Annotated in this window: 14 protein-coding genes; 7 read left to right on the forward strand and 7 right to left on the reverse strand. The window is 66.3% G+C overall.

Features of this window, described 5'->3' with window-relative positions; all coding sequences use genetic code 11:
* Positions 1–114: 114 nt before the first annotated feature.
* Entirely contained in the window at positions 115–435 is a 321-nt protein-coding gene (locus tag KXC42_RS00970) for a hypothetical protein (RefSeq protein WP_024102694.1), read from the forward strand.
* 60 nt (positions 436–495) lie between these two features.
* Here KXC42_RS00970 and KXC42_RS00975 read toward each other — a convergent pair whose 3' ends face one another.
* Both KXC42_RS00975 and KXC42_RS00980 read right to left on the reverse strand, forming a co-directional pair.
* Positions 496–1,257 (reverse strand): decaprenylphospho-beta-D-erythro-pentofuranosid-2-ulose 2-reductase, encoded by a 762-nt coding sequence (locus KXC42_RS00975; protein WP_006553461.1) that lies wholly within the window; start codon positions 1,255–1,257, stop codon positions 496–498.
* Positions 1,257–2,681, reverse strand: coding sequence for an FAD-binding oxidoreductase (locus KXC42_RS00980; RefSeq protein ID WP_219129801.1), 1,425 nt, complete (start codon positions 2,679–2,681; stop codon positions 1,257–1,259). Before KXC42_RS00980 ends, KXC42_RS00975 begins: the two co-directional genes overlap by 1 nt.
* Before the next feature lie 19 nt (positions 2,682–2,700).
* On the opposite strand from KXC42_RS00980, the gene KXC42_RS00985 reads away from it, so the two are divergent.
* Together KXC42_RS00985 and KXC42_RS00990 are read left to right on the forward strand one after the other, a co-directional pair.
* The gene (locus tag KXC42_RS00985) at positions 2,701–3,234 is read left to right on the forward strand and encodes a GtrA family protein (protein WP_006553463.1); all 534 of its coding nucleotides are present in this window, start codon (positions 2,701–2,703) and stop codon (positions 3,232–3,234) included.
* 117 nt (positions 3,235–3,351) lie between these two features.
* Entirely contained in the window at positions 3,352–4,200 is an 849-nt protein-coding gene (locus KXC42_RS00990) for a DUF559 domain-containing protein (RefSeq protein ID WP_373922177.1), read from the forward strand.
* 47 nt (positions 4,201–4,247) lie between these two features.
* Here KXC42_RS00990 and KXC42_RS00995 read toward each other — a convergent pair whose 3' ends face one another.
* The 3 genes from KXC42_RS00995 to rfbA all read right to left on the reverse strand — a co-directional run bounded on the left by KXC42_RS00995 (position 4,248) and on the right by rfbA (position 6,241).
* Entirely contained in the window at positions 4,248–4,691 is a 444-nt protein-coding gene (locus KXC42_RS00995) for a hypothetical protein (protein WP_024102697.1), read from the reverse strand.
* A 71-nt stretch (positions 4,692–4,762) separates the two neighbouring features.
* Positions 4,763–5,365 (reverse strand): dTDP-4-dehydrorhamnose 3,5-epimerase, encoded by a 603-nt coding sequence (rfbC, locus tag KXC42_RS01000; RefSeq protein ID WP_219129803.1) that lies wholly within the window; start codon positions 5,363–5,365, stop codon positions 4,763–4,765.
* Positions 5,366–6,241 (reverse strand): glucose-1-phosphate thymidylyltransferase RfbA, encoded by an 876-nt coding sequence (gene rfbA, locus KXC42_RS01005; RefSeq protein ID WP_219129804.1) that lies wholly within the window; start codon positions 6,239–6,241, stop codon positions 5,366–5,368.
* A gap of 33 nt (positions 6,242–6,274) precedes the next feature.
* Here rfbA and rfbB point away from each other — a divergent pair, with 33 nt between their 5' ends.
* From rfbB to KXC42_RS01020, 3 genes are all read left to right on the forward strand, one after another.
* Positions 6,275–7,282 carry a dTDP-glucose 4,6-dehydratase gene (gene rfbB / locus KXC42_RS01010; RefSeq protein WP_219129805.1) on the forward strand — a complete coding sequence of 336 codons (1,008 nt, stop codon included), beginning with the start codon at positions 6,275–6,277 and terminating at the stop codon, positions 7,280–7,282.
* A 143-nt stretch (positions 7,283–7,425) separates the two neighbouring features.
* Complete coding sequence (locus tag KXC42_RS01015) at positions 7,426–9,330, forward strand: glycosyltransferase (protein WP_006553469.1); 1,905 nt, start codon at positions 7,426–7,428, stop codon at positions 9,328–9,330.
* Between the two features lie 3 nt (positions 9,331–9,333).
* Positions 9,334–10,839 (forward strand): glycosyltransferase family 39 protein, encoded by a 1,506-nt coding sequence (locus tag KXC42_RS01020; protein ID WP_219129806.1) that lies wholly within the window; start codon positions 9,334–9,336, stop codon positions 10,837–10,839.
* Here KXC42_RS01020 and KXC42_RS01025 read toward each other — a convergent pair.
* Positions 10,827–11,675: an ABC transporter permease gene (locus tag KXC42_RS01025; RefSeq protein WP_006553471.1), complete on the reverse strand. Its 849-nt coding sequence runs from the start codon at positions 11,673–11,675 to the stop codon at positions 10,827–10,829. The genes KXC42_RS01020 and KXC42_RS01025 overlap by 13 nt on opposite strands.
* Before the next feature lie 129 nt (positions 11,676–11,804).
* A complete protein-coding gene (locus KXC42_RS01030; protein WP_219129807.1) occupies positions 11,805–12,218 on the reverse strand; it encodes a DUF2628 domain-containing protein in 414 nt (137 codons plus the stop codon).
* A gap of 174 nt (positions 12,219–12,392) precedes the next feature.
* Here KXC42_RS01030 and KXC42_RS01035 point away from each other — a divergent pair, with 174 nt between their 5' ends.
* Positions 12,393–12,560 (forward strand): hypothetical protein, encoded by a 168-nt coding sequence (locus tag KXC42_RS01035; RefSeq protein WP_156665180.1) that lies wholly within the window; start codon positions 12,393–12,395, stop codon positions 12,558–12,560.
* Positions 12,561–12,752 lie beyond the last annotated feature (192 nt).

Below are 12,752 nucleotides of genomic sequence, written 5' to 3' on the forward strand. Positions count from 1 at the left end.
GATCCGCGCCGCAAAAACGCCGCCGTCCACCGGTCGGGACCTTCATCCTGGAAGTTGCGTCGGGAAACCGGGCTGTCGGTACCGCCCGGGGAATCCGAACGGAAGGCTCAGATCATGACAGGTAAAGCAGTTCGTGCGGCCCTTGCAACGCTCGCGACGGCACCTCTCCTCGTCTTCGGGGCGGCGCAGGCCTCGGCGTATCCGGTGATCGAACCGGGTGCGCCCGGCGGTCCCATCGACGGCCGGTTGTACGACCACCACGGCGTCGATCCCTACCAGTGCATCGTCGTCGGGGCGCCGGGTGTCGGCTACGCGACGAACGAGGCGGGGCAGGACGGCATCGTGAACGGTGTCTTCGTGAACGAAGGGTCGATCAACCACTGGTGTTACGGGCCGCCCGGGATGATCCACAGCGGAACCGGCTACGTCCGGTAGACCCCGAAAAGACGACTGCCCCGCCGAAACGGGTCCGGCGGGGCAGAGGGTGCACGTCTGTCAGATCGGCAGCTTGCGGAAGATCGCGCGCGGCAGGTGACGCAGCACGATCATCACGAACCGGAAGGTGCCCGGCGCCCAGACGATCTCCTTGCCGCGATCGGAGGCCGCGACAGCGAGCTTCGCGACATCTTCCTTGTTCACGGTGAGCGGGGCCTCGTCGACGTGCGCGCTGAACTGCGTGCGCACCTGGCCGGGGCGCACGACGGTCACGCGCGGCCCGAACGGGCGCAGCGCCTCACCGAGTCCGAGGAAGAAGCCGTCGAGGCCGGCCTTGGTGGAACCGTAGACGAAGTTGGCGCGCTTGACGCGCTCGCCGGCAACCGACGACATCGCGATGATGCGCCCGAAGCCCTGCGCCTTCATCTTCTCGCCCACCAGCACACCCACGGAGACGGCGGCCGTGTAGTTGACCTCCGCGACCCGCACGGCCTTGCTCTGGTTCTGCCACAGCTCCTCGGCGTCGGCGTCCAGACCGAAGGCGACGATCGCGATGTCGACGTCGCCGTCCTTCCACGCCTGGTCGATGACGGCCGGGTGGCTCGCCGTGTCGAGCGCGTCGAAGTCGATCAGGTCGACCTGCGTCGCACCCGCGGACTTCGCCTGGGCGACGGCGTCCTCACGACGCGGGTCGCCGGGCAGGGCCGCGAGGATCACGCGGGCCGGTGCCTTGCGGAGGTACTCCTCGACGATGGCCAGGCCGATCTCGGAGGTGCCACCGAGCAGCAGCAGGGTCTGGGGATTGCCGACGGCGTTGATCATCAGTGGAGTTCCAACCTTCTGGACATATCGGAGGCGAAGACGTTCGTGGGGTCGACGGAGCGGCGCACCTTCAGCCACTCGTCGATCCGCGGGTACATGGCGTGGAAGGTCTTAGCGTCGGTCCGCGAATCCTTCGCGGTGTAGAGGCGACCACCGAACTCGAGGACCCGCTTGTCGAGTTCGCGCACGAACTCGTTCAGGCCCGGCTTGATCCGGAAGTCGACGCAGATGTTCCAGCCGGGGATGGGGAAGCTGAGCGGAGCCTTGTTCCCTTCACCGAACAGCTTGAACACGTTGAGGAACGAGTGATGTCCCGACGCCTGGATGTCGCGGATGATCTTCTTGAACTCCTCGACCGCTTCCGGCGGCACCACGAACTGGTACTGCAGGAAGCCGTTGGGTCCGTAGCCGCGGTTCCACTCCCCGAACAGGTCGAGGGGGTGGTAGAACGCCGTCAGATTCTGGACCTGGTTGTCGGCGTTCTTCGTCTTCCGGTAGTACAGCTCACCGATCACCGAGAAGTTGAACTTGTTGGCCAGCCCGTTCGGGAATACGTCGGGCAGGGTCAGCAGGGTCGGCGCGTCGAACTTGAGCGGGTCCTTCTGCAGCTTCTTCGGCAGCTGGTCGAGCTTCGCGAGGTTGCCTCGGGAGACTGCGGCGCGGCCGAGCTTCGGCTCCGGCGAGATGGCGTCGAACCATGCGCTGGAGTAGTCGTAGTTCGCTTCCGAACCGTCGCTGTGCAGGGCGATCGTCTCGTCGAGCGACTCGGTGCGGCGGCTGTCGGCGATGAAGTACGCCGTCTCCGTGGGGGTCATCTCGATGGTCGCGCGCAGGATGATGCCTGTCAGACCCATTCCGCCCACGGTCGCCCAGAACAGCTTGGCGTTGCGCCCGGTGGGGGTGCACGTGCGGACCTGGCCGTCGGCGGTGAGCAGGTCGATGGACTTGACGTGGTTGCCGAAGCTGCCCGCGCTGTGGTGGTTCTTGCCGTGGATGTCGGCACCGATCGCACCACCGATGGTGACCTGGCGCGTGCCCGGCAGGACGGGCACCCACAGACCGAACGGCAGCGCGGCGCGCATGAGCTGGTCGAGGCTCACACCACCGTCCACCACGACCTTGCGGGAGTCACGGTCGATGCTGTGGATCTTGTTCAGCGCCGTCATATCGACGACGAGCCCGCCCGCGTTCTGCGCGGGGTCGCCGTAGGAGCGTCCGAGCCCGCGTGCGATCACGCCGCGCCGCAGGTGCGACGGCTTCGACTCGTTGTCTTCCGCGACCCGCGCGACCGCCTTGGCGATCACTTCGACGTCGGGGGTGGACAGCACCTCTGCGGTGGTCGGCGCAGTGCGCCCCCAGCCGGTCAGGGTGCGGGTCTGGGTGGGGAGCGGCTCGCTCGCCTGCTCCGTAGCTGTCGTGGACATCGGGATAAAGGCTACCCGTGTGTCCTGGTCACCCGGCAAGATGCTGTTCCTCACGGGCGTTACCCTCGTCTGCGTGCCGGAATCCCACGACCATGTGCAGCCGCTGCCGGAGCATCACGCCCCACTGGCTCCCGAACTGCCGTTGACCGATTCGACGGCCGACGAAGCGCTGGACCTGAAGACGCAGCTCACACGGTTCGTCCTGACCGGTGGGTTCTCGGCGATCGTCGACTACGGCCTGTACGTCCTGCTCATGGCCCTGGGCGTCACGCGCGACGTCGCGAAGGCCCTGTCGTTCGTGGCCGGCACCACCACCGCCTACCTGATCAACCGCCGCTGGACCTTCAAGGCCCCGCCGAGCCGCGTTCGTTTCGCAGCCGTGGTGGTCCTCTACGCAGTGACGTTCGCCGCACAGGTCGGCATCAACCGTGTACTCAACGAAGCCCTCGGCGACGAGTGGTGGGTCACGCCCTTCGCCTTCGTCGTCGCCCAAGGCGTCGCGACGGTGATCAACTTCGTCGTCCAGCGCGTCGTGATCTTCCGCCTGCGCTGATCTGGTTGGTTCGACGGCGACATACACGGTCGGACCAACCAGATCCGAGCTGTGTGGAACCGGTCCGGCTCCTGTGGCGTCGAACCGGATATGTCACGCTCCCGAGCACACGCGATCATGGCCAGGCAGGACGGTGTCGTCACCCGCGATCAGGCGGTGCGGTGCGGTCTGAGCATCGCAATCATCGATCACTACGTGCGGTCGGGTGAATGGGTCTCACTGGTTCCCGGTGTGTATCTCCGTGCCGATCGGGAGCGGACCTCTTCGGTGCACCTTCGCGCCGCTGTCTACGGTGCGGGACGTGCGGCGACGGCATGGGGTCCGAGCGCCGCGTGGTGGCACGGAATCCTCGACAGGCCTCCCGCCCGTTACTTCGTCACCGTCCCACATGGGCGGGCCATCGTGAGAAACGGGAATGTGCACCTCCGTCGCAGGGACCTGCCCGCCGACGACATCGTGACCGTGCGCGGGCTGCGGGTCACAGGTGTACCTCTCACGGTGTTGGAGGCAGCGGTCGAGCTGAAAGAGGGTTCCGTCCTCATGGACAGAGCACTTCAACGACACACGTCGTTGGCTCTGCTGGAGCGGTCCCACCTGAGGAATCCGGGACGTCGTGGGTCGCGCGCTGCGGAGAAATTGTTGTGCACCGCCCGGGACGGCGGGCATTCCCAGGCCGAACGCATCTTCCATCGGGTGCTACGTCAGGCAGGGTTCACCGGCTGGCGTGCACACGTGATGAGCTGTGGATACGAGATCGACGTCGCGTTCGAGGCCGAACGGGTGGCGATAGAGATCGACGGCTGGGTGTGGCATCGCGACGCAGACCGTCACTGCCACGACATCGAAAGACAGAACGTCCTGATCAACGCAGGATGGCACGTTCTGCGATTCACCTGGCACATGCTGACGCAGGACCCGGACGGCGTCGTACGCCGGATCCGTGCGGCACTCGGCCGCACCCGATGATCTGGTTGTTCCGACCGCGCTGAACGCCGTCGGAACAACCAGATCTGCTATCGGGCGGTCCAGTTGGCGACGCCACGAACGGCGGTGACGCTGACGTTGCCGTCGATGGTGACGTATGCCGAGATCTCCCCGGCACCCGTTTCCGAGGGGAGCAGAGTGCTGTTGGCACGTACTCTCCCGCGCTCACCAGTGGTCTCGTTGTGCCAGTGCACGGTGCATGGGCAGAACGGGGAGCCGATACCACCGACCCACAGCGGCAGTTCGGGAGAGGCGGGGTCGGTTCGGAGCACGACCGGTGCATCGATGAACGGGGTTGCGTTGCCGGCATACCCGCTCGAACCCGTATCGAGGTGCAGACCCACCGTATTGGTGAACGTGGTCCAGTTCGAGTCCGCGGAAGCGGTGGAAGTTCCGGCGACAGCGAGGCCGGCGGTAACGGCGGCTGCGACGCCGACGCTCGCTACCCGTCCGAGGGTGGTCTTCAAGTTCACGGTCGGATCCTGTCTCTTCGGTATGTCGGTGCGGAAGCACTGCCCTGGCTATCGGCAAGAGTCCCAAGATGTTACGGATCGGTGGCTGAGTCTTGTGCGTGCGGGAGACGACCCGCTTCGCGGGCGTCGGCGAGGGTGGGTGCCGTCCGGTCCTTGGCCGACAGTTCGTAGGTCAGCGACCTGCCGTCAGGTCCCGTTGTCGGCCAATCGATCCCGATCTCCGGATCGAACGGGTTCACCTCGTGCTCACGGTCGGGGTCGTAGCCCGTCGAGCACAGGTAGACGACGGTCGAGTTGTCCTCGAGGGCGAGGAAACCGTGGCCGAGGCCCTCGGACAGGAAGATCGCGCGCCGGTCCTTCGTGTCGAGCAGCACCGAATCCCACTGCCCGAAGGTCGGCGACCCCACCCTCAGGTCGACGACAACGTCGAGCACCGACCCCGACACGCACGTGACGTACTTCGCCTGTCCGGGAGGCACATCCGCGTAGTGGATGCCGCGCAGTACTCCGGCGGCGGAGACCGAGCAGTTCGCCTGCGCCAACTCCAGGGGTCGGCCGGCAGCGTCGACGAAGGTCTCCTGCTTGAACCATTCGAGGAACACGCCCCGGTCGTCGCCGAACTGTTTCGGCGTAATCTCCCACGCCCCGGCGACCTTCAGTTCGCGGTAGTGCACCTAGCGGTCCTTTCCTCGTTCGAGCAGATCCAGCAGGTAGCTGCCGTAGCCCGACTTCACCAGCGGCTCGGCCGCGGCGCGCAGTTGCTCGTCGTCGATGAACCCGAGACGCCACGCGACCTCCTCGGGCGCACCGATCTTCAATCCCTGGCGTTGTTCGATGGTGCGCACGTAGTTCGACGCGTCGAGCAGCGAGTCGAAGGTGCCGGTGTCGAGCCAGGCGGTACCGCGCGGCAACACCTCGACCTGCAGTTTCCCCGCTTCGAGATAGGTGCGGTTGACGTCGGTGATCTCCAGTTCGCCGCGCGCCGACGGCTTCAGCGACCGGGCGATCTCGACGACGTCGTTGTCGTAGAAGTACAGCCCCGGCACCGCGAAGTTCGACTTCGGGTCGTCGGGTTTCTCCTCGAGCGACAGGGCGCGGCCGGTGGAGTCGAACTCGATCACCCCGTAGGCCGACGGGTCGGACACCCGGTACGCGAACACCGCACCGCCGTCGATGTGCGCGAAGCGCTTGAGCTGGGTGCCGAGGCCCGGGCCGTAGAAGATGTTGTCGCCGAGGATCAATGCGACCGGATCGGTCCCGATGTGGTCGGCGCCGAGCACGAATGCCTGCGCTAGACCGTCGGGTGAGGGTTGGATCGCGTAGGTGATGTTCACCCCGAACTGCGAACCGTCGCCGAGCAACCAGCGGAACTGCTCGGCGTCGTGCGGGGTGGTAATCATGAGGATGTCGCGGATCCCGGCGAGCATGAGCGTCGAGAGCGGGTAGTAGATCATCGGCTTGTCGTAGACGGGCACGAGCTGCTTGCTCACGCCCTGGGTGATCGGATGCAGACGTGAGCCCGTCCCACCCGCGAGGATGATTCCGCGCATGTCGGACAGTCTCGCATGAGTAGGCTTGCCCCAATGAGGCTGCTCGTCACCGGTGGTGCCGGTTTCATCGGCGCGAACTTCGTCCATCAGACCGTCGCGGAACGACCCGACACGCAGGTCACCGTGCTCGACAAGCTCACCTACGCCGGCAACCGTGCCTCCCTCGACCCCGTCGCCGAGAAGATCACCTTCGTCGAAGGTGACATCGCCGACGCCGACCTCGTCGACCGGCTCGTCGCCGACACCGATCTGGTGGTGCACTTCGCCGCCGAATCCCACAACGACAACTCGCTGTCCAACCCCGCGCCGTTCGTGCACACCAATCTCGTGGGCACCTTCACCCTGCTCGAGGCCGTCCGCAAGTACGACGTGCGCTATCACCACATCTCCACCGACGAGGTCTACGGCGACCTCGCCCTCGACGACCCCGCCCGCTTCACCGAGGCCACCGCCTACAACCCGTCGAGCCCCTACTCGTCGACCAAGGCCGGCTCGGATCTGCTGGTACGCGCCTGGGTGCGCTCGTTCGGCGTCCGCGCGACCATCTCGAACTGCTCGAACAACTACGGCCCCTATCAGCACGTGGAGAAGTTCATCCCCCGCCAGATCACCAACGTGCTCACCGGTGTGCGCCCCAAGCTCTACGGCACCGGCACGAACGTGCGCGACTGGATCCACGTCGACGACCACAACAGCGCGGTGTGGACGATCATCGAACACGGACAGCTCGGCGAGACCTATCTGATCGGCGCCGACGGGGAGACCGACAACCGCACCGTCGTCGAAACCGTCCTCGAACTGTGCGGCAAGGACAGGACCGAGTTCGATTTCGTCACCGACCGCCCCGGCCACGACCTGCGCTACGCCATCGACGCGACCCGACTGCGCACCGAACTGGGCTGGCAGCCCCGCTACCGCGACTTCCGTGAGGGGCTGGCCGCGACCATCGACTGGTACCGCGCCCACGAGCAGTGGTGGACGCCACAGAAACAGGCCACCGAGGCCGCCTACAGGCGCGTCGAGCGCGTTCTGGGCCGATAACCCGCGCCGTTCGGGGTAGTCCCGGCACAATTCGCGAATGGGTCGAAACACCGGTAGTCGACGCACACAACCATGGAGCTCCTGTTTCCGCTGCTACTGTCGCATCGAAAACAGCGGATCGACCACGAGCGGGGAGTAGCCCGATGGAGCAGGCAGCTGCCGGCGACACAAGCACGATCGGACATGAGGCGGACACACTGGACGAGGTTCTCACCGAACCGGTGCGTCGCGACCGGCTGATCGTCCAGCGCGGTGTCTTCGCATCTCTGTCGCCGCGCGTGCCGGAGAAGATGTACGTCCACACGAAGGGTGGCGCGGCGTCCGACCGCTACGGGCTGCAGCTCGCCGACGGCGCGACCGCCCACACCAACACCTATTTCGGCCGCTTTCCCGCGACGTTCTGGCAGCGCTGGACCGACGTCAAGACCGTGAACCTGCAGCTCACCTACGGCTGCTCCGGTACGGCTGAGTTCACCGTGTGGGCGTCCGATGCACGCGGACGCGAGCGGATCGTGACGGTCGAGACGGTGTCGGGTTCGGGCGAGCTCGACCTCGAGCTGCCGATCGAACGGTTCGTCGACGGCGGTGCGATGTGGTTCTCCATCGATGCCGGCAACGGATCGGTGCTCGTCTCCGACGCGCGCTGGACGGTCGCCGCTCCCGAGCACCTGCGTCCCGCGGCTGTGGTCATCTGCACGTTCAACCGCGCCGACGACTGCACCGTCACCGTCGGCACTCTCGCCTCGGACGACGGGGCGATGGCCGACATCGAAGCGGTGTGCATCGTCGACCAGGGCACCGACCAGGTGCGCTCGCGCTCGGCGTTCGCCGAGGTCGCCGACAAGCTCGGCGACAAGCTCATCTACCTGACCCAGCCGAATCTCGGTGGTGCGGGTGGCTTCTCGCGCGGCATGTACGAGATCACCGGTTCCGCCAAGGCCGAGCACGCCAACGTCATCGTCATGGACGACGACATCCTGTGCGAACCCGAATCGGTGTTGCGTCTCAACGCTTTCGCGAACATGACGGTGCAGCCGACGATCGTCGGCGCCCAGATGCTGTCGCTGAGCAATCCCCAGGTCCTGCACGTCTCGGCCGAGCGTGAGGTGCTCGACGAGATCACCGCCGGCGCACTGACTCCGGGTGCTCGCATGGGCATCGACCTCGTGAAGAAGAAGCAGGACATGCGTTTCGACGCCGGCTGGAACGGCTGGTGGACCTGCCTGCTGCCCGCCGAGATCATCGCCGACTGCGGTCTGCCCATCCCGCTGTTCTTCCAGTGGGACGACATCGAATACGGCATCCGTGCCCGGTACGCGGGGCATCCGACGGTCACCCTGCCCAATGCGGGTGTGTGGCATGCCGACTTCTATCTCAAGGACTACGACGACTGGGCGCGCTATTTCAGCATCCGCAACGGCCTGATCGTCTCGTCCATCTACGGGCGCTTCGACGGTAACGACATGTCGAAGTACCTGTTCCGCAAGATCAGTGAGCTCATCGTCTCGATGCAGTACGGTCTCGCCGCGACCTTCATCAAGGCTGCGGAGGACTTCCTCGCCGGACCGGACTTCCTCTACGACGGCGGCCAGTCCGTGCTGAAGGAACTGCGCGAACTGCGCGACCGCTATCCCGAGACGAAGCCGCTTCCGGCCGCGCAGGTGGGCAAGGAATCCGATCCGCACACGCAGATGTCGGTCTGGCAGTTCGAGCCCGACAAGAAGCGCGAGGGCCTGGTGCTGCTCAAGCGTGCCGTGCAGCAGTTCGCCGGCAAGGTCGACCGCCGGACGGTCACCGTTCCCGCTCACTTCGCATCGTGGTGGCACGTGTCGTTGTTCGACAAGGCCGTCGTCACCGACGCCTCGCAGAACGCCGTGCGGGTGCGTCACCGCGACAAGGACACCGCCGTCGACCTCGCGAAGCAGGCCGCGAAGGTGTGCTGGCAGCTCCGCAAGGAAGCGCCCCGGATGAAGACGGTCTGGCAGGAAGCGCTCCCCAAGCTCACGAGCCGCGAGAACTGGGCGCGCCTGTACGGCATCGACGGGTAGACCGTGAGGGCATGGTCGTTTCCCCTGCTGATCGGGGTTGCGACCGTGCTCGTCGCAGGGGCGTTCTCGTGGGTCCCCTCGCTGTGGTGGGACGAGGCCGCCACCATCTCGAGTGCCGACCGGTCGGTCGAGGGGATGCTCCGTGTCCACACCCGGATCGACGCCGTCCACGGCCTGCACAATCTGCTGCTGCACTACTGGTTCTCCCTCGTGGGCGTCGACGAGTTCACCGCCCGCCTGCCCGGTGTGCTCGCGCTCGGGGTGGGTGCCGCAGCCGTCACGGCGACCGGCCAGGTGCTGGCGGGTCGTCGCGTGGGGATCGCCGCCGGGGTGCTGTTCGCGCTGTCGCCGCGGGTGACCTGGGCGGCCACCGAAGCGCGGTCCTATGCCTTCGCTGCGGCGCTGGTCGCGGTGTTGTCGCTGCTGGTCGCGCTCGGCTGCGCGACCGGCCGTAGACGGTGGTGGGCGCTGTACGCCGTCGTCCTGCCGGTCGCGACGGTGATGTTCGTGTACTCCGCGACGGTCGTTGTCGCGCATCTCCTCACCGTGCTGGTCCGTGGCCGTGGGCGCGGTGCGTTCCTGTTGTCCGCAGGGGTGGGCGCGGCCTTGTCGACGCCGTTCGTCCTGCTCGCCTATTCGCAGGCCAAGCAGGTCGCCTGGATTCCTCCGCTCGACTCGACGATCGTCCGCACGATCGCTCTCGATCAGTGGTTCCCGCAGGCCCCGTGGACGGCCGCCTTGTTCGCCGCGATCGTCGTCGCCGGGGTGATCGCCGCGTGCCGTCGTGGCGCGGAGCCTGGGGAGCGGACCCTGCTGTGGCTCGCTGTGCCGGGTTTCGCCGTGCCCATGGTGCTGTTGCTCGGCTACTCGCTGCTCGAGGACAACATGTACCTCGAGCGCTATCTGTCGTTCACGGTTCCCGCGATGGTGCTGCTCGTGGGCTGGGCGGCGGCCCGCACCGCAACCCGCTGGTGGTCGATGCTGGTGGTGCTGACTGCGGTCGCCGTCAGCGTTGCGCCGGCCTACGTGCAGCAGCGACAGCCGTTCGGCAAGGCCGGCGGGATGGACTACAGCGTGATCGCCGACCGGCTGGTCGAACGCTCCGAACCCGGCGACTGTGTCGCTTTCGAACCGCGCGTCTCGTGGGCACCGACCTCACTGCGCGCGGTCGTTGACGCCCGGCCCGACGCGGTGGAAGGACTCGACGACGTGGGGCTCGGCTACGACGCCGTCGACCGCGTGAACCTGTGGTCGACCGACGCTCCGCCGCCGGAACTCGCCCGACGCGCGGCGGCCCGATGCGAGGTGCTGTGGGTGGTCGCCGACGGCGAGCGCGAGACCGGCTTCCGGGTGTGGCACCCGAACAACGTGTGGTGGCGGTTCGAACCCCACCGGTTCACCGAGACCGACACCTACCGGGAGCTCGAGGCCGTCGGTTTCCGGATCACCGACCGGGAGCCGATCCACCGTTCACAGCTGGTCCGGCTCGAACCGGCTCAGACCCAGTAGGCGACGCGCGAGCGGTAGTTGCGCAGCGCGAGCAGGGCGATACCCCAGCCGACGACGGTGATGATCAGGACGATGACCCAGTGGTAGAGCTGCTGGTCGCCGCCGAGCAGTGGGGTCCGCACGATGTCGAGGAAGTGGTAGAGCGGGTTGATCTCCGCGATCCGCGCCCGCCCCTCGTTGCCGGTGCCCTCGAGCGTCTTCTCCGTCCAGATGATCGGTGTCATGAAGAACAGCAGCTGGACGATGCTGCCGAGCAGCGGCGCGATGTCGCGGTAGCGCGTGGCGAGGATGCCGAACACCAGCGACACCCACACCGCGTTGATCGCGATCAACGCCAGCGCCGGGATGGCGAGGAAGGCCGTCCAGTACAGCTGACGTGGGAAGAAGATGAAGATGCCGATGTAGATGACGATGTTGTGCGCGAACAGGATCATCTGCCGCCACACCAGCCGGTAGACGTGCACACTGAGCGGCGTCGGCAGCTGTTTGATCAGGCCCTCGTTGGACATGAACACGTCCGCGCCCTCGAGGATCGACCCCTGGATCAGGTTCCAGATGATGAAGCCGAGCGCGACGTACGGCAGGAACTCCGGGACATCGAGATTGAACAGCGTGCCGTAGAGCACACCCATCGCGATCGCCGACACACCCGTGGCGATCGTGATCCAGAACGGGCCGAGCACCGACCGGCGGTAGCGCTGCTTGATGTCCTGCCAGCCGAGCAGCAACCACAGCTCGCGGTGGTTGAAGCCTTCGCGCAGATCCTGGAACGCGCGCCGGAACGAACGTGAGGACGACTCGATGGGTTCGTCGTCGACGGTGAGGGCATCAGACACGGGTCCCGAGCCTACCCGCGGCGTAAATGTGACCTGCCGGGGCGCGGGGTCGACGGGACCGCCGTGCGTGTGCAGGTCCTGTCGATCTTGCGCGGTATTCACGACGAGAAGTGCACGCCGGAGCCGGGGCTACAGGCCCCACGTCTGACGGCCGAGTACCCGGTTCTCGTAGTGGTAGACGTTCACGCGACTCGCGACGTAGAGCCACAGGCCGAGTGTGAGAGCGGTGTCGACGGTCGAGGGCAGCGCCAGCGCGACGACGAGGAGACCCAGCATGAGGCCGACGCCGAACACCACCAGCGCCTTCTTCCACAACCGTAGATACAGCAGGTAGAAGATGCCGAACAGGAACCCGAGCAGATTCATGTTCAGCTTCATGCGCTGCCGCAGCGGCAGGGCGCGGAAGGCCGCGGTGTATTCGGGAGACGTCTTCAGCGATCCCGGGACGCCGTATGCGGCGAAGAATTCGAAGCGGAACCGCCACGTCTCGCTCAGACCCTCGAACCTGTCGGAGCCGGCTGCGGGCATGCTGAGGTCGGTCATGATCCCCCCGATCGTCGCGGTCGTTCCCCCTGAACGACCCGCAACAGTATGCACATCTGTCACGCGGGAAACACGATCGGGTGCAATCGAGTCCGACGTTGTTGTCGAGTTCTCGGCGTTTCCTCGCACACAACGTCGGACTCGCTCGGCTCCTCGTCAGTCGCCGTCGTCCATATGGCCGGAGTCGCCCAGCCACTCGTACAGTTCCGACGTCGGTTGTATCTGCACCTGCTGCGTCTCGCCGAGCCATGCACCGGCGACGAGCGCGCCGAGGGTTCGCCCTCAGTTGTGGTGGAGGCCGAGCGCGCGTCGAAGGAAGTGCAGGCAGGCCGCCATCGGTGAAGTTCTACGGGACCGTCCGGAAGCGCAATACGGGCAACGGTCGGTCCTGTACTAGACCAACGGTTCGACTCGGCGGACGGTCGACGACAGTGCGCGTGATCAGGAAGGTGATCACCACCCCCGCGATCGAGCGCACCAGACGGTTGACGTCCACGGCGGGTCGCCCGACACGTTCCCACCGCTGATGACGTA

The organism is Rhodococcus sp. LW-XY12, from assembly GCF_019317345.1.
GTDB classification, from domain to species: domain Bacteria; phylum Actinomycetota; class Actinomycetes; order Mycobacteriales; family Mycobacteriaceae; genus Rhodococcus; species Rhodococcus pyridinivorans.